The organism is Pseudomonas sp. GW822-FHT06D10, assembly GCF_058799535.1.
This window is the reverse complement of sequence record NZ_JBXALN010000009.1, coordinates 1-25,516: the sequence shown is the minus strand read 5'-3', so window position 1 is coordinate 25,516 and position 25,516 is coordinate 1. Positions and strand designations below refer to the sequence as shown.

Genomic DNA, 25,516 nt, shown 5'->3' with positions numbered 1-25,516 from the left:
AAGGCCAGAGGATCAGCCGCGCTTCTTATAGAGCTTGGGCTCGCCTGGCGGCCGGCTCTTGAAGCGACGGTGAGCCCAGAGGTACTGCTCGGGGCAGGCGCGCAAAGCGGTTTCCACCCACTGATTGATCCGCAGGCAATCCTCTTCTTCGGTGGCACCGGGAAAATCCGTCAGGGGAGCATGGATCACCAGACGGTACCCACTGCCATCGGCCAGGCGTTCCTGGGTGAAAGGCACCACCAGCGCCTTGCCCAGGCGGGCAAACTTGCTAGTAGCGGTGACCGTCGCGGCCTGGATACCGAACAGCGGCACGAAAACGCTCTGCTTGGCGCCATAGTCCTGGTCCGGCGCATACCAGATCGCCCGCCCGGACCGCAGCAGCTTGAGCATGCCGCGCACGTCGTCGCGCTCCACCGCCAGGGAATCGAGGTTGTGGCGCTCGCGCCCGCGGCGCTGGATGAAGTCGAACAGTGGGTTCTTGTGTTCGCGGTACATGCCATCGATGGTGTGTTGCTGGCCCAGCAGCGCCGCGCCGATCTCCAGGGTGGTGAAGTGCAGGGCCATGAGAATCACCCCATGACCGTCGCGCTGGGCCTGCTTGAGGTAGTCCAGCCCTTCGACATGGGCCAGCCGAGCCAGCCGCGGCTTGGACCACCACCAGCTCATGGCCATCTCGAAGAAGGCGATCCCGGTGGAGGCGAAGTTCTCCTTGAGCAGGCGTTTGCGTTCCTCGGCGGACTTTTCCGGGAAACACAGTTCCAGGTTGCGCTTGGCAATTCGCCGGCGCTCACCGGCCACCCGGTACATCAGCGCCCCGAGGGCTCGACCGATGTGCAGCAGTGCGGCATAGGGCAACTGGACAATCAGCCATAACACACCAAGCCCCAGCCACAGCGGCCAGAAACGTGGAGACAAGAATGCAGCTCGAAAACGCGGGCGATCCATTACAGATTCCGGGACAGACAACAAGGTCGCGCATTCTACATCGGTTCGACCTGGCTTGCGGGGCGCGGGCGATCTCGTTATAAGTCTCGGCACTTTTAGTGACAAGCCGCCTTCTGCAGACCATGAGCCAAACCGAATCGCTAGACCAAGATCCTGTGTTCCAGTTAAAGGGCAGCATGCTCGCCATCACCGTGCTGGAACTGGCCCGCAACGACCTAGAAGGCCTCGATCGCCAACTGGCCGCGAAAGTCGCCCAGGCGCCGAACTTCTTCAGCAACGCCCCGCTGGTACTGGCCCTGGACAAGCTGCCTGCTGGCGAAGGCTCGGTGGATCTGCCCGGGCTGATGCGCGTCTGCCGCCAGCACGGCCTGCGGACCCTGGCGATCCGCGCCAGCCGCATCGAAGACATTGCCGCGGCGATTGCCGTCGACCTGCCGGTGCTGCCACCTTCCGGCGCCCGGGAGCGGCCGTTGGAACCACCGGAAAGTGAAATCAAGAAGCCGGAAAAACCGCCGGAACCCACCATCAAACCGACTCGCATCATCACCTCGCCCGTACGCGGCGGGCAGCAGATCTATGCCCAGGGTGGCGATCTGGTAGTGGTGTCCTCGGTCAGCCCCGGTGCGGAACTTCTCGCCGATGGCAATATCCATGTATACGGCCCCATGCGCGGTCGCGCCCTGGCCGGAGTCAAGGGTGACACCAAGGCGCGGATTTTCTGTCAGCAATTGAGCGCTGAACTGATCTCCATCGCAGGCCAGTACAAGGTTTCCGAGGACCTGCGACGCGACCCTCTGTGGGGCTCCGGAGTCCAGGTCAGCCTGTCGGGTGACGTGTTGAACATCACACGTCTTTAACGGATACTGCCGCATTTTCCAAGCATCTCTAAAACGTAGCGAAAACGGCTCAAACGAAGTAGGAAATTGGCAATCAGCAGTGTTTATCGACGATAAACCCTGTCGCTGACCGAGCTCCAGCCAAGGCTGTCCGACTGCAGTAGTTTTCAAGAGATGTTTTTCAGGGGCTAAAAGTCCTTTTTCCTTAGGGGTGAAACACCTTGGCCAAGATTCTCGTGGTTACATCCGGCAAGGGTGGTGTGGGTAAAACCACCACCAGCGCCGCTATCGGTACCGGCCTCGCTCTGCGCGGCCACAAAACAGTGATCGTCGACTTCGACGTCGGCCTGCGTAACCTCGACCTGATCATGGGCTGCGAGCGTCGCGTGGTGTATGACTTCGTCAACGTGGTCAACGGCGAAGCCAACCTGCAGCAAGCCCTGATCAAAGACAAGCGCCTGGAAAACCTCTACGTACTGGCCGCCAGCCAGACCCGCGACAAAGACGCGCTGACCCTGGAAGGCGTGGAAAAGGTCCTGATGGAACTCAAGGAAACCTTCGAGTTCGTGGTCTGCGACTCCCCGGCCGGTATCGAGAAAGGCGCGCACCTGGCCATGTACTTCGCCGACGAAGCGATTGTCGTGACCAACCCTGAAGTGTCTTCGGTGCGTGACTCCGACCGTATGCTCGGCCTGCTGGCCAGCAAATCCCGTCGCGCCGAAAAGGGCGAAGACGCGATCAAGGAACACCTGCTGTTGACCCGCTACAACCCGGAGCGTGTCAGCAATGGCGAAATGCTCGGTGTTGAAGACGTCAAAGAAATTCTGGCAGTGACCCTGCTCGGCGTCATTCCGGAATCCCAGGCAGTGCTCAAGGCTTCCAACCAGGGCGTGCCGGTGATTCTCGACGACCAGAGTGATGCTGGCCAGGCCTACAGCGATGCGGTTGACCGCCTGCTGGGCAAAACCGTGGAGCACCGGTTCCTTGATGTCGAGAAGAAGGGATTCTTCGAGCGCCTGTTTGGAGGTAGATAATGAATCTTTTTGACTTCTTTCGTGCCAGCAAAAAGGTCAGCACCGCGTCGGTAGCGAAAGAGCGTCTACAGATCATCGTGGCGCATGAACGCGGCCAGCGCAGCACCCCTGATTACTTGCCCGCCTTGCAGAAGGAACTGGTGGAAGTGATCCGCAAGTACGTCAATATCGGGTCCGACGACGTGCACGTCGCTCTGGAAAACCAGGGCAGCTGCTCGATCCTGGAACTCAATATCACCCTGCCTGATCGCTGATTGATCCGACGGGAGCCACGGCGGCTCGCGGGCCTCATGCATTGCATCGAGGTCGGCGAGCCGCCGTTGGCGTTTGTTACGAGGCTGTTTCAATGCCGTTGTCGAATATCCACATCCTGCATCAGGACGCCGCCGTCCTGGTGGTGAACAAACCCACCCTGCTGCTCTCCGTCCCCGGCCGCGCCGACGACAACAAGGATTGCCTGATTACCCGCCTGCAGGAAAACGGCTACCCGGAAGCCCGCATCGTCCACCGCCTGGACTGGGAAACCTCGGGGATCATTCTGCTGGCTCGGGACGCAGACACTCATCGCGAACTGTCCCGACAGTTTCATGACCGCGAAACGGAAAAAGCCTACACCGCACTCTGCTGGGGCCAGCCAGAACTGGACAGCGGCAGCATTGACCTGCCCCTGCGCTACGACCCGCCCACCAAGCCCCGGCACGTGGTGGACCACGAATTCGGCAAGCATGCCCTGACCTTCTGGCGCGTCCTGGAACGCTGCGGCGATTGGTGCCGGGTCGAATTGACCCCCATCACCGGCCGCTCCCATCAGTTGCGGGTACACATGCTGTCCATCGGCCACCCGCTGCTGGGCGATGGCCTGTACGCCCATCCCCAGGCGCTGGCGGCCTGGCCACGCCTGTGCCTGCACGCCAGCATGCTCAGCTTCACCCACCCCCAGACCGGCGAGCGCCTGCGCTTCGACTGCCCCGCGCCGTTCTGAGCGCACGCCGCCCAAGCCGGCTTGCGGGCAAAGGCCGCCCCAGCGGCCCTTGCCCGCAAGCCGGCTCCTACAAGGCACTCCTATACGTTAAACTCGCGCCACTGCTGTCTGGAGCTACTTATGCGCGAAGAGTTGAACCAAGGCCTGATCGACTTTCTCAAGGCCTCCCCTACCCCTTTCCATGCCACTGCCAGCCTCGTTCAGCGCCTGGAAGCGGCGGGTTACCAGCGCCTCGACGAGCGCGAGCCATGGACTACCGAAGCCAACGGCCGCTACTACGTCACCCGTAACGACTCCTCCATCGTCGCCTTCAAACTGGGCCGGCATTCGCCCCTGCAAGGCGGCATCCGCCTGGTAGGCGCCCACACCGACAGCCCCTGCCTGCGGGTCAAGCCCCAGCCGGAACTGCAACGCCAGGGCTTCTGGCAACTGGGCGTCGAAGTCTACGGCGGCGCATTGCTGGCTCCGTGGTTCGACCGCGACCTGTCCCTGGCCGGCCGCGTGACCTTCCGCCGCGACGGCAAGGTGGAAAGCCAGCTGATCGACTTCAAGGCACCGATCGCGATCATTCCCAACCTGGCCATTCACCTCAACCGTGAAGCCAACCAGGGCTGGGCGATCAACGCGCAGAACGAACTACCACCGATCCTGGCCCAGTTCGCCGGTGACGAGCGGGTGGATTTCCGCGCGGTGCTGACCGACCAACTGGCCCGCGAGCATGGTTTGAACGCCGACGTGGTGCTGGACTACGAACTGAGCTTCTACGACACCCAGAGCGCCGCGGTGATAGGCCTGCACGGTGACTTCATAGCCGGTGCACGCCTGGACAACCTGCTGTCCTGCTACGCCGGGCTGCAGGCCCTGCTGACGGCCGACAGCGATGAAACCTGCGTACTGGTGTGCAACGACCACGAAGAAGTCGGCTCCTGCTCGGCCTGCGGCGCCGACGGCCCGATGCTCGAACAGACCCTGCGCCGCCTGTTGCCCGAAGGTGACGAATTCGTCCGTACCATTCAGAAGTCGCTGTTGATCTCCGCAGACAACGCCCACGGCGTGCACCCCAACTATGCCGACAAGCACGACGCCAACCACGGGCCGAAGCTCAATGCCGGCCCGGTGATCAAGGTCAACAGCAACCAGCGCTACGCCACCAACAGCGAAACCGCCGGCTTCTTCCGCCACCTGTGCATGGCCGAAGAAGTGCCGGTACAGAGCTTCGTGGTGCGCAGCGACATGGGTTGCGGCTCGACCATCGGCCCGATCACCGCCAGCCATCTGGGGGTACGCACTGTGGACATCGGCCTGCCGACCTTCGCCATGCACTCGATCCGCGAGCTCTGTGGCAGCCATGACCTGGCTCATCTGGTGAAAGTGCTGAGCGCCTTCTACGCTAGCCACGAACTGCCATGAGGCAGAGGGCGGGCGCGTGGACACACGCCCGCCTGTTTCTGATGCACATCAACCCGGGCCGCGACAAAGCGACCTAGACTTACAGTTACTCCTCCTGACAAGGCTGTCGCCATGATCTCGATGTCTTCGTTCCACTCCATGCTCATCCCCATTCTCACGGGCATGATCCTGCTGGCCATCGGCTTCAACTTCCGGGACAAGAACCTCGGTGTGTTCAGCATGTGGATCGGCATGCTGCTGATTCTCGGCACCGTGGTCTACAAGATCCTGGCCAAGCTCGCGGAATAAATGCAGCACTCACCCTCGCATTGAATTTGGCGGCCTCGTACACTCGGTCGATCCATTTTCCCCGAGGTTGACCGCCCAGTGTTCGCTCGTCTTTTTGCCCTGCCCTGCTATGTGCTCGTCTGCCTGCTGACCCTGCTGCCCCTGGGGAGCGCCCAGGCGGTGGGCTTGCCTGGCTTGCTGGGCAACCAGACCAAGGCGCAGCCCCAGGCTGAGGAACCCCTGGGGCAATCCCTGGACGAGGTGATCAAGTCCCTGGAGAACGACCAGCAACGGGCCAAGCTGCTGGCGGACCTGAAGAAACTGCGGGATGCCACGAAAAAAGCCCAGCCCACGCCAGAAGAAGGCGTACTGGGCCTGATCGGCGGCACCCTGTCGAACCTGGAAAAGCAATTCTCCGGGGCCGACAGCCCGGTTACCCGCTGGTCCGACGAGTTCGACCTGGCCAAGGAAGAACTCTCGGCACTGATGCTGCCAGCCAGCCAGTGGCTGCCGATCATCTTTGCCTTTGCCCTGATCCTCATGGTCTGGAGCCTGCTGGCAGCAGCGCTGATCTGGCTCAGCCACCGGGTGCGCCTGCGCTTCGGCCTGACCGAAGACCTGCCCCAGCACCCCAAGACCTGGGACCTGCTGCGCTTTGCCCTGCGCAAGCTCGGCCCCTGGCTGATCGCCCTGTTGATCACGGTCTACATGACCTACTCCCTGCCCTCCTCCCTGGGCAAGGACCTGGCCATGGTCCTGGCCTACGCCCTGGTGGTCGGCACCTGTTTCTCGGCGATCTGCGTGGTGGCGTTCTCCGTACTCGACGGCCCGCACCGCCATCGCGCCCTGTACATCCTGCGGCGCCAGGCCTTCCGCCCGCTGTGGTGGATCGGCAGCTTCGCCGCCTTTGGCGAGGCCCTGAGCGACCCACGCATGGTGGCCAGCCTGGGCCAGCACCTGGCCCATACCGCGGCGACCTTCGCCAATGTCATGGCAGCGCTGTCCACCGGCGTGTTCATCCTGCGTTTCCGCCGCCCCATCGCCCACCTGATCCGCAACCAGCCGCTGTCACGGCGCCTGACCCGCCGGGCCCTGAGCGACACCATCGAGATCATTGGCACCTTCTGGTACCTGCCGGCCCTGGTGCTGGTAGGTATCTCGCTGTTCGCCACCTTCGTTTCCGCCGGCGACACCAGCACCGCCCTGCGCCAGTCGTTGCTGTGCACGGTACTGCTGGTGCTGTGCATGGTGATCAACGGCCTGGTACGCCGCCATGCCCTCAAGCCCCAGCGCGGGCACAAACGCCATGCGCTGTACTCCGAGCGGCTGAAAAGCTTCTTCTACACCCTGGCTCACCTGGCGGTCTGGCTGGCATTCATCGAGCTCGGCCTGCGGGTCTGGGGCATGTCGCTGATCCGCTTCACCGAAGGCGATGGCCATGAAGTCAGCGTCAAGCTGTTCAGCCTCGGCGGCACCCTGATCTTTGCCTGGCTGATCTGGATTCTCAGCGACACCGCGGTGCATCACGCCCTGACCCGTTCGCGCAAGGGCCTGGCCAACGCGCGCGCGCAAACCATGATGCCGCTGATCCGCAACGTGCTGTTCGTGGCGATCTTCATCATTGCCACCATCGTTGCCCTGGCGAACATGGGCATGAACGTCACGCCGCTGCTGGCCGGTGCCGGTGTCATCGGCCTGGCCATCGGTTTCGGCGCCCAGTCCCTGGTGGCGGACTTGATCACCGGCCTGTTCATCATCATCGAGGACTCCCTGGCCATCGACGACTACGTCGATGTCGGCGGCCACCTGGGTACCGTCGAGGGCCTGACTATCCGTACCGTGCGCCTGCGGGACATCGACGGCATCGTGCACACCATCCCGTTCAGCGAAATCAAGAGCATCAAGAACTACTCCCGGGAGTTCGGCTACGCGATCTTCCGCGTGGCGATCCCGTACAACATGGAAATCGACGACGCAATCAAGCTGATGCGCGATGTCGGCCAGAAGATGCGCACCGACCCCCTGCAGCGCCGCAATATCTGGTCGCCGCTGGAAATCCAGGGGGTGGAGAGTTTCGAGTCCGGCAGCGCCATCCTCCGGGCCCGCTTCAAGACCGCACCGATCAAGCAGTGGGAAGTGTCCCGGGCGTTCAACCTGTCCCTCAAGCGTCACCTCGACGAAGCCGGGCTGGACCTGGCTACGCCGCGCATGAGCATCCAGGTGATCACCGCAGGCGGCGGCGCGGAAAAGGAGTAATCCTGTAGGAGCCGGCTTGCCGGCTAACGACACTGGCGCCTAAAGAACGTCAACACCGACATGAATCGCGTCATGGCGCCAGAACTCCAGGTCGCAATCGATCAGCCGCTCGTGCTGGTCATAGTTCACCCGGGCAATCCGCAGCCCCGGGCTGCCCACCGAGACCTTCAAGGCCGCCGCCGCTTCCGGCTGCAGTGAGGTGGGCACGATTTCAAAGCGCACCCGTCCGTAGTGCAGGTCGTAATGCCGGGCATAGAGTTCGGTGATCGACTGGTTCAGGTCCAGATCGAGAATCTTCGGAAAATACTTGGGGTTCAGGTAGTGCTCGACATACAGCACCAGCCGCTCATCGATGCGTCGTGCGCGGCAGATCTGGATCACGCTGGACAGTGCCGGCAATTGCAGCCAGGCGCAGACCGCCGCCGATGCCGGTTGCAGGCGCGCGGAAATCACCTCGGTGGAGGGCACCCGCCCCTGGGCACTGACCATGGCGTGGAAGTGGCTGCGCTGCATCAGGTTGTAGGCCAGGCGCGGCGGCGAGACAAACCAGCCACGACGCTCTTCACGGTAGATCTGGCCCTGGGCCTCCAGTTGCAGCAGGGCCTCACGCACAGTGATGCGGGTGGTGGCGAACAGCTCGCTGAGCTTGCGTTCGGCCGGCAGCTTGCTACCGGGCGCCAACAGCCCGTGGGCGATCTGCTCCTGCAGGACCTGGCCGATGGCTGTCACCGCTTTGGTTGCATCAATACGCATCAACGTTACCTATCTGGACTAGACCAGCACTGTTTCAGGGCAGCGCAATGGCCGGGGCAGTGCTCTGCATCCGTGCCCAAAGCCTAGGCAATGCATATGACTGACAGATGACAAAGGCGCTCAACGGGCCTGCCACCGACTTGCAAATTACCCGCCAGATCCTTGCTCTGCGCATGTTTGGCCATGGTCTACGCTTATTTCGCAGCCCTGGACCTGCGCCCTAATCCTCGCGCCGATCATGGGTACCGACATCAAAGTGTCATCCAACCCACCTAAATTGGCTCAGGTATTGCTGACCTAGACCAACCCACCGCAAGACTGTCGATAAAACGCAGCGTTGAACACGCCCAAAGGAGCTTCGGATGAAACAGCTTTTCCTGGCATCACTGTTAGGCTCGACCATTGCCCTGTGCACCGCCGCCATGGCTGCTGATAACGATTTGAAAACCCTGGAAGCCGCTGCGAAAGCAGAAGGCGCGGTCAACAGCGTCGGCATGCCCGATGACTGGGCCAACTGGAAAGGCACCTGGGAAGACCTGGCCAAGACCTACGGCCTCAAGCACATCGATACCGACATGAGCTCGGCCCAGGAGATCGCCAAGTTCGCCGCCGAGAAAGACAATGCCAGCGCCGATATCGGCGACGTTGGCGCAGCCTTCGGCCCGATCGCGGTCAAGCAGGGCGTGGCCCAGCCTTACAAGCCGAGCACCTGGGCCCAGGTCCCGGATTGGGCCAAGGACAAGGACGGCAACTGGGCGCTGGCCTACACCGGCACCATCGCCTTCATCATCAACAAGAAGCTGCTGCACGGCTCCGAAGCGCCGAAGAGCTGGGCCGACCTGGAAAAGGGCAAGTACAAGGTTTCCATCGGTGACGTGAGCACCGCCGCCCAGGCCGCCAACGGCGTACTGGCCGCCGCCATCGCCAAGGGCGGTGACGAGAAGAACATCCAGCCGGCGCTGCTGATGTTCGCCGAAATTGCCAAGCAGGGGCGCCTGTCCCTGGCCAACCCGACCATCGCCACCATGGAAAAGGGTGAAGTGGAAGTGGGCGTGGTCTGGGACTTCAACGGCCTGAGCTACCGCAACAAGATGGTCAACAAGGACGACTACATCGTGCTGATCCCGTCGGACGGCTCGGTGATCTCCGGCTACACCACCATCATCAACAAGTACGCCAAGCATCCCAACGCCGCCAAGCTGACCCGCGAGTACATTTTCAGCGACGCCGGCCAGACCAACCTGGCCCGCGGCAATGCGCGGCCGATCCGTGCCGAGCACCTGACCCTGCCGGCGGACGTCCAGGCCAACCTGCTGCCCAACGAGCAGTACAAGCACGTAACGCCGATCAAGGACGCCGATGCCTGGGAGAAAACCTCCAAGGGCCTGCCGCAGAAGTGGCAGGAAGAAGTGATCATCAACATGCAGTAAGGCTGCATCCCTGTAGGAGCCGGCTTGCCGGCGAATGGCTCAAAGGCACTGCACAGACAAGCGCACACAGGCCACTCGCCGACAAGCTGGCGCCTGCACACCCGATCCCGGAGTCCTCCACCTCATGAAGCACAACGTCATCCTTGTGGTGCTCGACGGCCTCAACCACGAAGTTGCCCGACACGCCATGGGGCACCTGCAAGCCTACGTCGGTGCTGGCCGCGCCGCCCTGTACAAACTGCAATGCGAACTACCTGCCCTCTCCCGCCCGCTGTACGAATGCATACTCACCGGCGTGCGGCCGATCGACAGCGGTATCGTGCACAACCAGGTCTCGCGCCTGTCCAACCAGCGCAGCCTGTTCCACTACGCCCGCGAGGCCGGCCTGAGCACTGCCGCCGCGGCCTATCACTGGGTCAGCGAGCTGTACAACCGTTCGCCCTTCAACGCCCCGCAAGACCGGCACACCGCAAACCCTGAACTGCCGATCCAGTACGGCCACTTCTACTGGAGCGATCATTACCCCGATTCCCATCTGTTCGCCGACGCCGAGGACCTGCGCCTGCGCCATCAGCCCAACCTGCTGCTGGTGCATCCGATGAACATCGACGACGCCGGACACAAGCATGGCCTGGACAGTTCGCAGTACCGCAACAGCGCGCGCTCGGCGGACATCATTCTCGCCGACTACCTGCAAGGCTGGCTCGACGCCGGCTACCAGGTGCTGGTGACGGCCGACCACGGCATGAACAACGACCGCTCGCACAATGGCCTGCTGGCCGAGGAGCGAGAGGTCCCGCTGTTCGTTCTCGGCGACGCTTTCAGCCTCGACCCCGCTGCCGCGCCGAAACAGACCGAACTGTGCGGCACCGTCTGCCAATTGCTGGGCGCGCCCCATGACAAACCTTTCTGCCGGGAGCTGTTGAAGTGAATTCAGTCACCCGTGGCAAATGGCTGGCGGCCCTGTGCCTGGTGCCCTTCGCCCTGTTCTTCATCGTGTTCCAGATTGCCCCCCTGGTGTGGGTACTGATCAACAGCCTGCAATCGGAAGAGTTCGGCTGGGGCCTGGCCAACTTCACCAGGATCTTCAGCTCGAAGTTCTACCTGCAGGCCATCCAGTACAGCCTGGAGATCAGTTTCTGGTCCAGCGTGTTCGGCATCATCATCGCGGTGCTGGGCAGCTACTCGCTGCGCCGGGTGGATTCGCGCCTGCGCAACTTCGTCAATGCCTTCGCCAACATGACCAGCAACTTCGCCGGGGTGCCCCTGGCTTTCGCCTTCATCATCCTGCTGGGCTTCAACGGCACCATCACCATCATGCTCAAGCAGTCGGGGATCATTCAGGACTTCAACCTGTACTCCAAGACCGGGTTGATCATTCTCTACACCTACTTCCAGATCCCCCTTGGCGTGCTGCTGCTCTACCCGGCCTTCGACGCCCTGCGCGAGGACTGGCGTGAGTCCGCCGCCTTGCTGGGAGCCAACGGCTGGCAGTTCTGGCGGCATATCGGCCTGCCGGTGCTGACCCCGGCGCTGCTGGGCACCTTCGTCATCCTGCTGGCCAACGCCCTGGGCGCCTACGCCACGGTCTACGCCCTGACCACCGGCAACTTCAACGTCCTGCCGATCCGCATCGCCGCCATGGTCTCCGGGGACATCTCCCTGGATCCGAACATGGCCAGCGCCCTGGCCGTGGTGCTGGTGGCGCTGATGACCCTGGTGACCATCGTCCATCAACTGCTGTTGAAGAGGAGCTACCATGTCTCGCGCTGAACCCGGCTCCGCCGCGCTCTACCACCGAGTGATGGTCTACCTGCTGTTTGCCGTCCTTCTGCTGCCGCTGCTGGGGACCTTCGTCTACTCGATTGCCAGCAGCTGGTCGGCGACCATCCTGCCCAGCGGCTTCACCTTCAAGTGGTACCTGCAGCTGTGGAGCGACCCACGGTTTCTCAATGCCTTCGGCCAGTCATTGCTGGTCTGCGTGGGTGCGCTGGTGCTTTCAGTGGTGCTGATCCTGCCGCTGCTGTTCGTGGTGCACTACCACTTCCCCAAGCTCGATGCGCTGATGAACATCCTGATCCTGCTGCCCTTCGCGGTGCCGCCGGTGGTGTCCTCGGTGGGCCTGCTGCAACTCTATGGTTCGGGGCCCTTCGCCATGGTCGGCACGCCCTGGATCCTCATCGGCTGCTACTTCACCGTGGCATTGCCGTTCATGTACCGGGCCATCACCAACAACTTGCAGGCGATCAACCTGCGCGACCTGATGGACGCGGCCCAACTGCTGGGCGCCAGTACCTGGCAGGCGGCCTTCCTGGTGGTCCTGCCGAACCTGCGCAAGGGCCTGATGGTGGCGCTGCTGCTGTCCTTCTCGTTCCTGTTCGGCGAGTTCGTGTTCGCCAACATCCTGGTGGGCACCCGCTATGAAACCCTGCAGGTCTACCTGAACAACATGCGCAACAGCAGCGGCCACTTCACCAGCGCCCTGGTGATTTCCTACTTCTTCTTCGTGCTGCTTCTGACCTGGGCCGCCAACATCTTGAACAAGGACAAAAGCCAATGAGCTTCGTCAGCGTCCAACACCTGCAAAAAGACTATGCGGGCACCACGGTATTCAGCGACATCAATTGCGAAATCCGCAAGGGCGAGTTCGTCACCCTGCTCGGCCCTTCCGGCTGCGGCAAGTCGACCCTGCTGCGCTGCATCGCCGGACTGACCCCGGTGGACGGCGGCAAGATCCTCCTCGACGGCCAGGACATCGTGCCCCTGAGCCCGCAGAAACGCGGGATCGGCATGGTGTTCCAGAGCTACGCGCTGTTTCCCAACATGACCGTGGAGCAGAACGTCGCCTTTGGCCTGCGCATGCAGAAGGTCGGCGCCGAAGACAGCCGCAAGCGGGTCCAGGAAGCCTTGCAACTGGTGGAGCTCAACGACTTCGCCAGCCGCTACCCGCACCAGCTGTCCGGTGGCCAGTGCCAGCGCGTGGCCCTGGCCCGCTCTCTGGTGACCCGCCCGCGCCTGCTGTTGCTGGACGAACCGCTGTCGGCCCTGGATGCACGGATCCGCAAGCACTTGCGCGAACAGATCCGCAACATCCAGCGGGAACTGGGCCTGACGACGATCTTCGTCACCCACGACCAGGAAGAAGCCCTGACCATGTCCGACCGGATCTTCCTGATGAACCAGGGCAGGATCGTCCAGAGCGGCGATGCCGAAACCCTCTACACCGCCCCGGTGGACGCCTTCGCCGCGGGCTTTATCGGCAACTACAACCTGCTGGATGCCGACAGCGCCAGCAAGCTGCTGCAACGGCCGGTCAGCGGCCGCATCGCCATCCGGCCGGAAGCCATCGAACTGCGCAAAGAAGGCCCATTGGATGCGCTGGTACGCAGCCACAGCCTGCTGGGCAACGTGATCCGCTATCGGGTCGAGGCCCGAGGCGTGGAGCTGGTGGTGGATGTACTCAACCGCTCAGCCGATGATCTGCACGCCGACGGCCAGCGTCTGGCATTGAGCATCGATCCGACAGCCCTGTGTGAGGTAGCCTGATGGCATTCACGCAATTGATCCTGAAGAGAGAGCGGCACTGATGGCCTTGGCAATTTTTGATCTGGACGAAACCCTGATTCACGGCGACTGCGCCACCCTCTGGAGCGAACAGATGGGCCGCCTGGGCTGGGTCGACAGCGAGTCGTTCATGCGTCGCAACCATGAGCTGATGGACGCCTACAGCCATGGCAAGCTGGCCATGGAGGAGTTCATGGACTTCAGCCTGGAACCCATGAGCGGACGCACCCCGGAAGAGGTCGCGCACCTGGTCGACCCCTGGGTCGAAGAGGTGATCGAGCCGATCATCTTCAGCGACGCCTGCAAGGCCATTGCCGCCCACCGCCAGGCCGGCGACCGGATCCTGGTGATCTCGGCCTCGGGCACTCACCTGGTGAAGCCGATTGCCGCGCGCCTGGGTATCGACGAAGTCCTGGGAATCGAGCTGGAGGTGCAGCATGGGGTCTACAGCGGCCGCACCGTTGGCACCCTGACCTACCGCGAGGGCAAGATCACCCGCCTGCTGCAATGGCTGGATGCCGAGGAAGAAAACCTGGAAGGCGCGACCTTCTACTCCGACTCGCGCAATGACCTGCCGTTGCTGCTGCGCGTGGACCACCCGCAGGTGGTGAACCCGGATCCGGTGCTGCGTGAACATGCGCAGAAAGCCGGCTGGCCGATCCACCACTGGAAGTGACCCGCCCCAGAGATCCCCGGAGCTGGCTTGTGTAGGAGCTGGCTTGCCAGCGAACAGACCGCCAGGCCTGACGCCCCCTTCGCCGGCAAGCCGGCTCCTGCAGGGCTCAGGTCAGGCTGGGGTCGATCACCAGCACCAGCTTGCCCGAGACCTGATTGGTCGCCAGCTCCGCAAAAGCGGCTTCTGCATCCTGGATCGCAAAGGTCCTGGCCAATTGCGGGCTCAGGCGCCCTTCGCTGAACAACGGCCAGACATTCTGCCCAAGGTCGCTCAACAGGTCGGCCTTGAACTGGTCATTCCGGCTGCGCAGGGTCGACCCCAGAAACTGGATCCGCTTGGCCAGCACCTGGGCCAGGTCCAGCTGCGCTTCGCGCCCGCCCATCAAGCCGATCAGCACCCAACGTCCATCCAGGGCCAGCAGCTTGAGGTTGTTGGCCACATAATTGGCGCCCACCGGGTCGAGAATCACATCAAAAGGCCCAAAGTCCCGCAGCGCCTCAATGCCATCGGTACGCACCACACCGCCCTGGGCACCGAGGCTCTCGCAGTAGGCCAGGCGATCGGCTGAACCAACGCTCACCCAGCACGGGTTGCCGAACGCCTTGCACAGCTGGATAGCCGCTGAGCCGACGCCACTGGCGCCAGCGTGCAGCAGGACCTTCTCGCCCGGCTTGAGCGCTGCCAGCTGGAACAGATTCAGCCAGGCTGTGCTGTAGACCTCGGGCAGCGCCGCAGCCTCGGCCAGGGACAACCCTTCGGGTACTGGCAGTACATGGCGGGCATCGACCACCACCTCTTCAGCCATGCCTCCGCCCGCCAGCAGGGCACAGACCCGATCACCCACTTGCCAGGACGAACCCGGGCCCACTTCACTGACTACCCCGGAGCATTCCAGGCCAAGGGCCTTGCTGGCTCCGGGAGGTGGGGGATAGAGCCCCGCACGCTGCAACAGGTCGGCCCGATTGAGGCCAGCAGCCGCCACCCGAATGCGAACTTGCCCCACATCACAGGCCGGACTTGGCTCTTCCACCCACTCCACATGACCTTCAACGCCTTGCAATGCTTTCACAGTGCCTCCATAGTGAGTCTGGACTGAGCCCGGAGCGGTAGCACCGGGCTTTTTGCATTATGCGACCGGTCCTTATGGAACCGGCGACTTCAAAGACGGCCTAATATGCGTTATCAATTGCCCCCGCGTCGAATCAGCATGAAGCATTTGTTCCCCAGCACCGCCCTCGCTCTTTTCATTGGTTTCGGCCTGCTGCCGATGTCGACCAATACGTTCGCAGCCAATAGCTGGGACAATCTTCAGCCCGATCGCGATGAGGTAATTGCCAGCCTCAATGTCGTTGAACTGCTCAAACGTCATCACTACAGCAAACCGCCGCTGGATGATGCGCGCTCGGTGATCATCTACGACAGCTACCTGAAGCTGCTGGATCCGTCGCGCAGCTACTTCATGGCCAGCGACATCGCGGAGTTCGACAAATGGAAAACCCAGTTTGACGACTTCCTCAAGAGCGGCGACCTGAACGCCGGGTTCACCATCTACAAGCGCTATCTGGACCGGGTCAAATCCCGCCTGGACTTCGCCCTGGCCGAGCTTAACAAGGGCGTCGACAAGATCGACTTCACCACCAAGGAAACCTTGCTGATCGATCGCAAGGATGCTCCTTGGCTCAAGACCACCGCCGAACTCGACGACCTGTGGCGCAAGCGCGTCAAGGACGAAGTGCTGCGGATGAAGATCGCCGGCAAGGATCCCAAGCAGATCCAGGAAACCCTGACCAAGCGCTACAAGAACCAGCTGGCGCGCCTGGACCAGACCCGTGCCGAAGATATCTTCCAGGCCTACATCAACACCTTCGCCATGTCCTACGACCCGCACACCAACTATCTGTCGCCGGATAACGCGGAAAACTTCGACATCAACATGAGCCTGTCGCTGGAAGGCATCGGCGCCGTGTTGCAGAGCGACAATGATCAGGTCAAGGTCGTGCGCCTGGTGCCGGCAGGTCCTGCCGACAAGACCAAGCAGGTAGCCCCTGCGGACAAGATCATCGGTGTGGCCCAGGGCGACAAGGAAATGGTCGACGTGGTGGGCTGGCGCCTGGACGAAGTAGTCAAGCTGATCCGTGGTCCGAAAGGCACCCTGGTACGCCTGGAGGTAATCCCGGCCAGCAATGCGCCAAACGACCAGACCAGCAAGATCGTGCCGATCACCCGCGAAGCGGTGAAGCTCGAAGACCAGGCGGTGAAGAAGTCGATCCTCAACCTCAAGCAGGACGGCAAGGACTACAAGCTCGGGGTGATCGAGATCCCGGCCTTCTACCTGGACTTCAAGGCCTTCCGCGCTGGTGATCCGGATTACAAGAGCACTACCCGCGACGTGAAGAAACTGCTGACCGAGTTGCAGAAAGACAAGGTCGACGGTGTGGTCATCGACCTGCGCAACAACGGCGGCGGTTCCCTCCAGGAAGCCACCGAGCTGACCAGCCTGTTCATCGACAAGGGTCCTACCGTGCTGGTGCGCAACGCCGACGGCCGGGTGGATGTACTGGAAGATGAAAACCCCGGCGCCTTCTACAAAGGCCCGATGGCACTGCTGGTCAACCGTCTCTCGGCTTCGGCTTCGGAGATCTTCGCCGGCGCCATGCAGGACTACCACCGCGCCTTGATCATCGGCGGCCAGACTTTCGGCAAAGGCACCGTGCAGACCATCCAGCCGCTGAACCACGGCGAGCTGAAGCTGACCCTGGCCAAGTTCTACCGGGTTTCCGGGCAGAGCACCCAGCACCAGGGCGTGCTGCCGGATATCGGCTATCCGTCGATCATCGACACCAAGGAAATCGGCGAAAGCGCCCTGCCTGAAGCCATGCCATGGGACACCATCCGCCCGGCCATCAAGCCTGCGGTAGACCCGTTCAAACCGTTCCTGGCTCAGCTCAAGGCCGAACACGAAAGCCGTTCGGCGAAAGATCCGGAGTTCGTGTTCATCCGCGACAAGCTGGCCCTGGCACAGAAGCTGATGGCGGAAAAAACCGTCAGCCTCAACGAAGCCGATCGCCGGGCACAGCATGCCGACATCGAAGCCAAGCAACTGGCCCTGGAAAACGCCCGTCGCAAGGCCAAGGGCGAGGAGCCACTCAAAGAGTTGAAGAAAGAAGACGAGGACGCGCTGGCCGCTGCCGAGCCGGACAAGACCAAGCCGGAAGACGACGCCTACCTGAGTGAAACCGGGCGCATCCTGCTGGACTATCTGAAGCTCAACACCTCGGTGGCCAAGCACTGAGGATGATGGCAATTTAATTCGATCACGCCTCGGATCGTCATTAAACAGTCATCATTCTGTCGTGAAATAAAGGACCGGGCGCCGCTCTCTAGCCAGAGCCGCGCCCGGTCCTTTTTTTATCGACAGAGATCGCCATGACCACGACCGAACAGCTCAGTGCATTGAGTTCAATCCTGGCTCAAAGCGGTTTGCACAGCCTGTTCCAACCGATCATTTCCCTGTCCGAGCGGCGCATCCTGGGTTATGAGGCCCTGAGTCGCGGCCCCTCAAACAGCCCTCTGCACTCCCCTGTCGCGCTGTTCGCCGTCGCGCGCCAGGCCGGGCGCCTGAGCGAGCTGGAGATTGCCTGTCGGCAAAGCGCCTGCAAACGCTTCAGCGAACAACAACTGCCCGGCAAGCTGTTCCTCAACGTTTCACCGGAATCCCTGCTGGAGGCCGCCCACCAACCAGGGCGTACCTTGCAGCTGCTTGAGGACTTCGGCATACCCCCCAGCCAGGTGGTGATCGAGCTTACCGAACAGACCCCGATCGACGATCTCCAGTTGCTGCAGAACGCCCTGCACCATTACCGCGACATGGGTTTCTCCATCGCCCTGGACGACCTGGGCGCCGGTTATTCGAGCCTGCGCCTGTGGTCGGAACTGCGCCCGGACTACGTGAAAATCGACCGGCACTTTATCGACGGCATTCACCAGGATGCCCTCAAGCGCGAGTTCGTCGGCTCGATTCTGCAAATCGCAAAAGCCTCCCGCGCCCAGGTGATCGCCGAAGGGATCGAACTGACCGAAGAACTGGCAGTGCTGACCGAGATGGGCGTCGACCTGGTCCAGGGCTACCTGTTGTGTCGCCCCCAGGAACAGCCGCCGAGGGACGCTCGGGCAATGATGCCCAAGCATGATCAAACCAGCGTGGCCCTCAACGATGATGGCAGCGACCTCAGTGCGCTGCTCAACGAGCAACCGGCCGTTGCGCGCAATACGCCCACCGCCAACGTCCTGGAAGCCTTTCGCCGGCAAGCCAACCTCAACTCCCTGGCGGTACTGGACGAACAGGGGCAGCCTTGCGGCATCGTCCATCGGCACTCGCTCTCCGACGCCCTGCTCAAGCCCTTTGCCACCGACCTGTTCGCCCGCAAGCCCATCAGCCGCCTGATGAACGATGACTTTCTCGCGGTCGAACTCAGCCAGTCCCTGCAGCAGGTCAGCCGCCTGATCACCAGCCGCGCCCGCCAACGCATCGAGGAAGATTTCATCATCACCTTGAATGGCCATTATCTGGGGCTGGGGCGGGTCATCGATGTGCTCAAGCTGATTACGGAGCTGAAGATCCAGCAAGCCCGCTACGCCAACCCGCTGACTCTGCTGCCCGGCAATGTGCCGATCCAGCAGTGCCTGAGCCGCCTGCTGCAGCAAGCACGGGAATCGGTGATCTGCTACGTCGACATCGACAGTTTCAAACCCTTCAACGATATCTATGGCTATGGCCGCGGCGATGAGGTGCTGCTGTGCCTGGCCCAGTGCCTGAACGACCGGGTTGACCCGAGCCGCGACTTCGTCGGACATATCGGTGGGGATGACTTTCTGCTGGTGCTGGGGCCGGAGGACTGGCGCCGACGGCTCAACCAGTTGCTGGATGACTTCCACAGCCAGTGCCGGCGCTTCTATCGCAGCGAACACCTGGAAGCCGGCTGTTTTGTCGCCCCCAATCGGCAAGGGATCCGTCAGGAATTTCCCTTGCTGTCACTGTCCATCGGCGTAGTGCACCTGTATCCACAGGCCTGTGGCCAACTGGACTCCAACCAACTGGCGGAGCTGGCCTCCCAGGCCAAGCATCACGCCAAGAATATCCAGGGCTACAGCATCCATGTGATCGACAGCCTGGAAGCGGCAGCCAGCCTGGGAGCGCAAAACCTCAGTGAGCCGCTGCGGGATCAGTCGGCTGATCGAGCTGCGTCAGTTTGAGCGCCGCAAGAGGATGCCCGGCCTGGGCCGAAAGCGTCCACCAGCGCGCCGCTTCGACAGCGTCGGGAGCCTTGCTGGGCGAGCCGGCCAGGCTGATCACGCCCAACTGATAGGCTGCCTTGCCATCCCCCGCCAGTGCAGCCAGACGCAGCAGGCGTTGACCTTCTTGACGGGCGCCAAGCCCCTGCCCACGAAAAGTCAGGATGTGCCCATAAAAGCTCAGCGCACCGACATTGCCCAGATTGGCCATGCGCGCGAACTGACCTTCCATCCAACGCCAGACACGGGGTTGGCGGACAAACCACGGCCAATGAAACAAACGGCGCGCCAGCCAATAGCCGAGTCGCGCCTTGAGTGCCAGGAACATTCAAGCCTCCGCTGATTCGGGATACTCGTACTCGAAGACCCGCACCACTTCCGAGGCATGCCATGAAGCCGCGGCAACACCGTCGGAAGGGCCGGAAAAACGCCCCAGACGCTCCACGCACTCGAAGAAGCCGGTACGCGGCAAGCGGCTGGCCCCCTGGCTGATCACCAGGGAACTGCGCAAAGGCTGTTCGGCCCGTGCATCCAGCGCTGCCAGATGCTCCAGCGCGGCTGTCAGGGTCTGCATGGCCGGGCTGGGCAGTTGCAAGCGCTCCAACAAGGCTCGATAGGTTAAAAGATGCCGCTGACGACGGGCCTGATCCAGCTCACCCAACAGCCCATCCCAGTGCTGACGACTGATCCTTACACTCACGATTGCTCCCTCCACCCCGGCACCGTCAACTCCCAGGCCAGGCTGCGGCGAATCGCAGCGTCGGGTTGACGCTCGCCACTTTCAATCAGGGCCAGGTAAGACGGACTGATACCAACTTTGCGGGCCAGCGCCTCGATGGCGATGCCCTTCCCTTCGCGCAGACTGCGCAATTGATCCAGGCCCGGAAGATTCTGGGCTGGTGGCGCTGCCTGAGAAGTTGCGACAGCGTGCGGTGGTTGTTCGGTAAGACCTGCGGCTGACAATAAAGCTTGATACTGAGCCCACGGCAGAACCGCATATTCGGGCTCGCCATCGCGTTCAATAATCTGAATATCCATTACTACCCCGTAGGACAACGACACTTAGCGAGTCGGACTTTTCCCTTGAAGTGTAATCCTAACAGCGGCAATGGTCGCGGGGAGCATGATTGTTGTGGGAGGCGGTGAATACCCTTAGTTTTTCTGCGGTCCTTCCAGCAGCAATTGCTCCGCAGTGTCCGGCAAGCGCTCGACAACCGCGAGCTTTTCCGGCATTTGCCGATTGCGCCAGGCTCGGAAGGCGTTGAGTTCGTCATCCAGGGTTTTCATCAGCCAAGCCAGAACGGCGATATCGTCAAGCATGCCGAACACAGGAATAAAGTCGGGAATGGCATCCACCGGGCTGAGGAAATACATCAAGCCTGCCACCACCGACAGCAGCGCCTTGGGGCTGATGGCCCGGTACTCGCCACGCCAGTAGGCCAGGCACAGTGCCTGCAACAAGCGCAGGTCCTGCTTGACCTTGCCCAGGCGTCCGCCCTGGCTGGCGCCTTTGCTCGCCACGGCGAACAGCAGCGTGGGCAAACGACCGCGGCTCAGCAAGCGCCCCGCCAAAGGCAGGAAACGAGCAAAATTCCAGGGTGCTTTCATCATCACTCCCACTGAAATGTTATCCACACAAATTGTGGATAACCTTGTGAACAGAGCTATTTTTCACGGCTGAAAGCCCCGTTTCATAAGGGCTGAGCTCAGATCGGGCGTTTTTTACTCACATAAAAAAACCCATAATTTCATTGACTTGGCAGGCTCCAGCGACTAGCTATCGCTCATACCCTGTTCAGACCACCCACACTGCCGTCGGTTCGGATAATTTGCCAGCAGCAACCTGCAGAAACGACAACGCCCCGTAAGAACGGGGCGTTGCTTCAGGCGCTAACGCAGGTTACTTGGCGGCGTCCTGCTTGGCTGGATCCTTGATACCCAGCAGCTCCAGTTCGAAGACCAGCACCGAGTTGGCTGGAATCGCCGGGCTCGGACTCTGGGCGCCGTAGGCCAGGTCGCTCGGGATGTACAGCTTGTACTTCTCGCCCACGTGCATCAGTTGCAAGCCTTCGACCCAACCCGGGATCACGCCGCTGACCGGCAGATCGATCGGGCTGCCACGCTCTACCGAGCTGTCGAACACAGTGCCGTTGGTCAGGGTGCCGGTGTAGTGAACAGTCACGACATCAGTCGGCTTGGGCTGAGGACCGTCAGCCTTTTTCAATACTTCGTACTGCAGACCGGAAGCGGTGGTGGTCACACCGGTTTTCTTGCCGTTCTCTTCGAGGAATTTCTTGCCGGCAGCCGCCGACTCTTCGCTCATCTTGGCCATGCGCTCTTCGGCACGCTTTTGCAGCGCGGCGAAGGCTTCGACCAACTCTTCATCCTTCAGCTTCTGTTCTTTCTTGCCGACGGCATCTTCGATGCCCTGGGCGACCGCTTTGGAATCCAGGTCATCCATGCCTTCCTGAGCCAGACTCTTGCCCATGTTCAGGCCGATACCGTAGGAAGCTTTTTGCGCCGGGGTTTTCAGCTCTACGCTGGTCTGCGAATCACAACCCGCAAGTACCAGGCTAACCAGGGCCACCGCCGCCGCCAACCGATGCTGTTTCATGCTATTTCCTTGTTCATGCGCCTAAAGGGCAATCGAATAAAGCCGCGAGCTTATCAGGCGACCACGACCAATGGCTACCGGCGTAAGAGTAGTAAATGGCCGATAAGTTCACGTCTTTAAACGCGTTTTCATGCTCTGGGGTACACCCTGCCCAGGCCGCTTACCGAGGCGCTTGAACGGGCGCGAATAACCATAGCTCAAGTAATGGCTACTTGCCGCGTCAGATGAGCTCAGGCATAAGGAAACGAAATTCGACAAGGAAGTACATCTTGCGCCTCATCTATCGTGTGTTGCTGTTGATTGCCGTGCTGATCGGCATTGTCCTGGCTGTGGTCCTGTACTACGTGGCCAATCCGAAACTCCCCGACTATGTACCCGTTGAACAGGTGCACTACCTGGACCAATGGGATGCCAAGGATCGCCAGACCTACTATTTCACTCCCCAGGGCACCCAGGTCAAAGGCCTGCGCTATGAATGGTTCAGCGCTCTGGAACTGCCGTTCTCCGAGCAGCCCTTTGCCGCTCCCGAGTACCTGGCCCGCTTCGGCTTCCTGGTGGAGCCGGGGCAGAAAGCCACAGCGCAGAATCCCGGCAACCTGCCCGTGGGCTTCGCCCGCCATCAGAATCCGGACAGCGCGGAACAATACCTGGACATCACCTGTGCTGCCTGCCACACCGGCGAGCTGCGGTTCAACCATCAAGCCCTGCGCATTGATGGCGGCTCGGCGCAGCACGTACTACCGTCCAGTGTACCGACCCTGCGTGGTGGCAGCTTCGGCCAGGCCCTCGTGGCCAGCCTGACCAGCACCTACTACAACCCCTGGAAATTCGAGCGCTTCGCCCGCAAGGTGCTGGGCGCCGACTACGAAGCCAGGCACGAACAGCTGCGCAAGGACTTCAAGGTCTCGCTGGATAACTTCCTGCGGGTGGCCTGGAACGATACCCATCGCGGCCTCTATCCAACCGAAGAGGGTCCGGGCCGTACCGACGCCTTTGGCCGCATCGCCAATGCCAGCTTCGGCGACGCCATTTCCCCTGAGAACTATCGGATCGCCAATGCCCCGGTGGACTACCCGCAACTCTGGGATATCTGGACCTTCGACTGGGTCCAGTGGAACGGCTCGGCGCAGCAACCCATGGCGCGCAATATCGGCGAAGCCCTGGGGGTTGGCGCCACCCTGAACCTGTTCGACGCCAACGGCCAACCCCTCACCGGCGAGGCCCGCTACCCTTCCAGCGTACGTGTCCGCGATCTCAACCTGATCGAGGAAACCTTGCAGCGCCTCAAGCCACCGGCCTGGCCGGAAGCCTTGCTGGGCACGATCGACAAGCCGCTGGCCGCCAAGGGCCGCGAGCTGTTCGCCAGCAACTGTGCCGGCTGTCATGTACCCTCGGTCAGCGACAACAACGGCCGCCCCGTGCAGCAGTTGAAAATGCTTCCGGTAGCGGTGATTGGCACCGACCCGAATTCGGCGAGCAATATCGCCGACCTGCGTTATGACCTGAGCTCCTTGCAGTGGGATACCGCCGAACTGGCCAGGTCCAATGTCGAGCTGCACCCGACACCCAGCGAACCGCTGGACCTGCGTCAACTCTCGGCTGCCAAGGGCCTGGCCTACATCACGGCCTTTGTCGAAGAGCGCGCCTATAGCGACGCCAAGGTCACCCCCGAGGAGCGCCCGCGGCTGGACGGCTACGGGCTGCCGATCGGCGTACGCGAGTTGCGCGCCTACAAGGCCCGCCCGCTGGCCGGGGTCTGGGCCACACCGCCGTACCTGCACAACGGCTCGGTACCCAACCTCTATCAACTGCTGTCTCCGCAATCAGAGCGCTCGACAACCTTCTACCGCGGCACCTTCGAGTACGATCCCAAGCACCTGGGCTATCGCCCGGAAGCCTTCAAGAACGGTTTTGAATTCGATACCCGCATCAGCGGCAACCACAACAGCGGCCACGAATTCCGCGCCGGCCAGCGCGGCAATGGCGTTATCGGCCCACTGCTGCAGCCAGAAGAACGCTGGGCCTTGCTGGAATACCTGAAAGTGCTGGGCGGACCATTGGAGTCGCAATTGCCATGAAACTCGATCTCGCCAGAAAACGACCGTCCCTGCTGGCCCGACTGTGGCTGCGCCTCGGCGCCTTGCTGGGCAGGGCCCTGTTATTGCTACTGGTCATCAGCCTGCTGGGCTGGGCACTGTCCAGTGCCTGGTTCGCCTGGCACCACCGAGGCCCGGTAGCGGTGCAGGAGCAGGTTCCTGCCGATGAGGCAGCCCGCACCCAGGACATCATCCAGACCGCGGTGCGCATCGTTGACCAGCACCGCGAAGGCACCCGCTACCTGCGCGATGCCCATGCCAAGGCTCACGGTTGCGTGAAGGCGCAGGTCCAGGTCCTCAACGACTTGAGCCCGCCACTGCGCCAGGGAGTATTTGCCACCCCTGGCCAGACCTGGCAGGCCGTCGTACGCCTGTCCAACGGCAACGCCTACCCGCAGTTCGACAGTATTCGCGACGCCCGCGGCATGGCGATCAAGCTACTGGATGTTCCCGGGCAACAATTGATGGCGTCGGAATCACAACGCCGTGAACAGGACTTCGTGATGTTCAATCATCCGAATTTCTTCGTCAGCGACGTAGCCGAATATCAGCAGAACATCGCCGCCCAGGCGGACGGCAAGAAAGTCGGCGCATTCTTCCCCGGGTGGGATCCGCGCACCTGGCAGGTACGGCATCTGTTCATCGCCCTGGCGACCCTGTCACCGGCCCCGGCCAGCCCGACCCAGACCATCTACTACTCGGTCTCGCCCTACAAGTTCGGCAATGCCAACGCCAAATTCCGGGTCATGCCGGACCCCGAGAGTTGCCCGGCCTACAGCCTGCCAGCACAGAACCAGGATCTGCCCAACTTCCTGCGCAGCGCCCTGACCCAGCAGCTCTCCACCGATCGGGTTGCGGCCTGTTTCGTACTGCAGGTCCAGCGCCAGGACCCGAACCGTTTCATGCCGATCGAAGACACCAGCATTGAGTGGAAAGAAAGTGACGCCCCCTTTGAAACGGTGGCGCGGGTAACCCTTCCCGCCCAGGACTTCGATACCCCGGCGCAAAACCTGGCTTGCGACAACCAGTCCTTCAACCCCTGGTTCGGCCTGGAAGCCCATCGCCCCATCGGCGGCATCAACCGTCTGCGCAAGGCTGTGTATGAAGCCGTCAGCGACTACCGGCACAGCCGTAACGCCGAGCAGTAGGCAAAAACGCAAAAAGCGGCCCTCGGGCCGCTTTTTTCATGCGCAGGATTCGAACCGATACAAATCCCAGACAGCAAAAAGCCCGCATTGAGCGGGCTTTGTGTGGCGACCTGGCGTTCAGTGTTCCAGGTTGCCGAATATGGCGCAGCGGACGGGACTCGAACCCGCGACCCCCGGCGTGACAGGCCGGTATTCTAACCGACTGAACTACCG

25 protein-coding genes are annotated in these 25,516 nt (G+C 61.9%); 17 read left to right on the top strand and 8 right to left on the bottom strand.

Translation table 11 applies throughout. The annotated features are described in order from the left end of the window. Positions 1–12 precede the first annotated feature (12 nt). Complete coding sequence (locus AC1RL5_RS26130) at positions 13–945, bottom strand: lipid A biosynthesis lauroyl acyltransferase (protein ID WP_072450669.1); 933 nt, start codon at positions 943–945, stop codon at positions 13–15. 122 nt (positions 946–1,067) lie between these two features. Between AC1RL5_RS26130 and minC the strand changes: the two genes are divergently transcribed. From minC to AC1RL5_RS26095, 7 genes are all read left to right on the top strand, one after another. After that, positions 1,068–1,802 (top strand): septum site-determining protein MinC, encoded by a 735-nt coding sequence (gene minC / locus AC1RL5_RS26125; RefSeq protein WP_011062649.1) that lies wholly within the window; start codon positions 1,068–1,070, stop codon positions 1,800–1,802. Between the two features lie 200 nt (positions 1,803–2,002). Continuing rightward, positions 2,003–2,815, top strand: a complete 813-nt coding sequence (gene minD, locus AC1RL5_RS26120) for a septum site-determining protein MinD (protein ID WP_011062650.1) — start codon at positions 2,003–2,005, stop codon at positions 2,813–2,815. Then, complete coding sequence (gene minE / locus AC1RL5_RS26115) at positions 2,815–3,069, top strand: cell division topological specificity factor MinE (protein WP_007898843.1); 255 nt, start codon at positions 2,815–2,817, stop codon at positions 3,067–3,069. Before minD ends, minE begins: the two co-directional genes overlap by 1 nt. A gap of 92 nt (positions 3,070–3,161) precedes the next feature. Then, positions 3,162–3,797 carry an RluA family pseudouridine synthase gene (locus AC1RL5_RS26110; protein WP_041119453.1) on the top strand — a complete coding sequence of 212 codons (636 nt, stop codon included), beginning with the start codon at positions 3,162–3,164 and terminating at the stop codon, positions 3,795–3,797. Positions 3,798–3,917: 120 nt separating this feature from the next. Next, the gene (locus AC1RL5_RS26105) at positions 3,918–5,207 is read left to right on the top strand and encodes a M18 family aminopeptidase (RefSeq protein ID WP_041119454.1); all 1,290 of its coding nucleotides are present in this window, start codon (positions 3,918–3,920) and stop codon (positions 5,205–5,207) included. A 111-nt stretch (positions 5,208–5,318) separates the two neighbouring features. Continuing rightward, entirely contained in the window at positions 5,319–5,495 is a 177-nt protein-coding gene (locus AC1RL5_RS26100) for a hypothetical protein (protein WP_011062653.1), read from the top strand. Between the two features lie 78 nt (positions 5,496–5,573). Beyond that, a complete protein-coding gene (locus AC1RL5_RS26095; RefSeq protein WP_041119455.1) occupies positions 5,574–7,730 on the top strand; it encodes a mechanosensitive ion channel family protein in 2,157 nt (718 codons plus the stop codon). Between the two features lie 39 nt (positions 7,731–7,769). Here the strand turns inward: AC1RL5_RS26095 and AC1RL5_RS26090 are convergent, their stop codons facing one another. Further along, positions 7,770–8,483 (bottom strand): UTRA domain-containing protein, encoded by a 714-nt coding sequence (locus AC1RL5_RS26090; protein ID WP_011062655.1) that lies wholly within the window; start codon positions 8,481–8,483, stop codon positions 7,770–7,772. 362 nt (positions 8,484–8,845) lie between these two features. On the opposite strand from AC1RL5_RS26090, the gene AC1RL5_RS26085 reads away from it, so the two are divergent. The 6 genes from AC1RL5_RS26085 (at position 8,846) to AC1RL5_RS26060 (ending at position 14,153) form a co-directional block, all read left to right on the top strand. Beyond that, positions 8,846–9,913: an ABC transporter substrate-binding protein gene (locus AC1RL5_RS26085; RefSeq protein ID WP_015636612.1), complete on the top strand. Its 1,068-nt coding sequence runs from the start codon at positions 8,846–8,848 to the stop codon at positions 9,911–9,913. Positions 9,914–10,037: 124 nt separating this feature from the next. Then, positions 10,038–10,844 (top strand): alkaline phosphatase family protein, encoded by an 807-nt coding sequence (locus tag AC1RL5_RS26080; RefSeq protein WP_011062657.1) that lies wholly within the window; start codon positions 10,038–10,040, stop codon positions 10,842–10,844. Further along, positions 10,841–11,686, top strand: a complete 846-nt coding sequence (locus tag AC1RL5_RS26075) for an ABC transporter permease (RefSeq protein WP_011062658.1) — start codon at positions 10,841–10,843, stop codon at positions 11,684–11,686. The genes AC1RL5_RS26080 and AC1RL5_RS26075 overlap by 4 nt, the downstream gene beginning before the upstream one ends. Beyond that, positions 11,673–12,473, top strand: coding sequence for an ABC transporter permease (locus AC1RL5_RS26070; RefSeq protein WP_072450671.1), 801 nt, complete (start codon positions 11,673–11,675; stop codon positions 12,471–12,473). The genes AC1RL5_RS26075 and AC1RL5_RS26070 overlap by 14 nt, the downstream gene beginning before the upstream one ends. After that, positions 12,470–13,459 (top strand): ABC transporter ATP-binding protein, encoded by a 990-nt coding sequence (locus AC1RL5_RS26065; RefSeq protein WP_103406949.1) that lies wholly within the window; start codon positions 12,470–12,472, stop codon positions 13,457–13,459. Before AC1RL5_RS26070 ends, AC1RL5_RS26065 begins: the two co-directional genes overlap by 4 nt. Positions 13,460–13,499: 40 nt before the next feature. After that, positions 13,500–14,153, top strand: a complete 654-nt coding sequence (locus AC1RL5_RS26060) for an HAD family hydrolase (protein WP_103406948.1) — start codon at positions 13,500–13,502, stop codon at positions 14,151–14,153. A 106-nt stretch (positions 14,154–14,259) separates the two neighbouring features. Here the strand turns inward: AC1RL5_RS26060 and AC1RL5_RS26055 are convergent, their stop codons facing one another. Further along, positions 14,260–15,222 (bottom strand): NAD(P)H-quinone oxidoreductase, encoded by a 963-nt coding sequence (locus tag AC1RL5_RS26055; protein ID WP_011062662.1) that lies wholly within the window; start codon positions 15,220–15,222, stop codon positions 14,260–14,262. Between the two features lie 138 nt (positions 15,223–15,360). Between AC1RL5_RS26055 and AC1RL5_RS26050 the strand changes: the two genes are divergently transcribed. Both AC1RL5_RS26050 and AC1RL5_RS26045 read left to right on the top strand, forming a co-directional pair. Next, a complete protein-coding gene (locus AC1RL5_RS26050) occupies positions 15,361–17,445 on the top strand; it encodes a carboxy terminal-processing peptidase (RefSeq protein WP_174395633.1) in 2,085 nt (694 codons plus the stop codon). Between the two features lie 134 nt (positions 17,446–17,579). Then, a complete protein-coding gene (locus AC1RL5_RS26045; RefSeq protein WP_123576897.1) occupies positions 17,580–19,406 on the top strand; it encodes a bifunctional diguanylate cyclase/phosphodiesterase in 1,827 nt (608 codons plus the stop codon). On the opposite strand, the gene AC1RL5_RS26040 is transcribed toward AC1RL5_RS26045, so the two are convergent. The 5 genes from AC1RL5_RS26040 to bamJ all read right to left on the bottom strand — a co-directional run bounded on the left by AC1RL5_RS26040 (position 19,357) and on the right by bamJ (position 22,059). After that, positions 19,357–19,773: an SEL1-like repeat protein gene (locus AC1RL5_RS26040; RefSeq protein WP_011062665.1), complete on the bottom strand. Its 417-nt coding sequence runs from the start codon at positions 19,771–19,773 to the stop codon at positions 19,357–19,359. The two genes, AC1RL5_RS26045 and AC1RL5_RS26040, sit on opposite strands and share 50 nt — an antisense overlap. After that, on the bottom strand, positions 19,774–20,145 hold the full coding sequence (locus tag AC1RL5_RS26035; protein WP_003179080.1) for a hypothetical protein: 372 nt from the start codon (positions 20,143–20,145) through the stop codon (positions 19,774–19,776). It lies immediately after the preceding gene. Next, positions 20,142–20,483, bottom strand: a complete 342-nt coding sequence (locus tag AC1RL5_RS26030) for a helix-turn-helix domain-containing protein (RefSeq protein WP_026020021.1) — start codon at positions 20,481–20,483, stop codon at positions 20,142–20,144. Before AC1RL5_RS26030 ends, AC1RL5_RS26035 begins: the two co-directional genes overlap by 4 nt. Before the next feature lie 114 nt (positions 20,484–20,597). After that, positions 20,598–21,053 carry a YkvA family protein gene (locus tag AC1RL5_RS26025; protein WP_019093616.1) on the bottom strand — a complete coding sequence of 152 codons (456 nt, stop codon included), beginning with the start codon at positions 21,051–21,053 and terminating at the stop codon, positions 20,598–20,600. 292 nt (positions 21,054–21,345) lie between these two features. Beyond that, on the bottom strand, positions 21,346–22,059 hold the full coding sequence (bamJ, locus tag AC1RL5_RS26020; RefSeq protein ID WP_011062667.1) for a BamJ family beta-barrel-assembly machinery protein: 714 nt from the start codon (positions 22,057–22,059) through the stop codon (positions 21,346–21,348). A gap of 269 nt (positions 22,060–22,328) precedes the next feature. Here bamJ and AC1RL5_RS26015 point away from each other — a divergent pair, with 269 nt between their 5' ends. Then, entirely contained in the window at positions 22,329–24,137 is a 1,809-nt protein-coding gene (locus AC1RL5_RS26015; protein WP_185021739.1) for a di-heme-cytochrome C peroxidase, read from the top strand. Continuing rightward, positions 24,134–25,303: a catalase family protein gene (locus AC1RL5_RS26010; RefSeq protein WP_072450674.1), complete on the top strand. Its 1,170-nt coding sequence runs from the start codon at positions 24,134–24,136 to the stop codon at positions 25,301–25,303. The genes AC1RL5_RS26015 and AC1RL5_RS26010 overlap by 4 nt, the downstream gene beginning before the upstream one ends. The last annotated feature ends 213 nt before the right edge of the window (positions 25,304–25,516 follow it).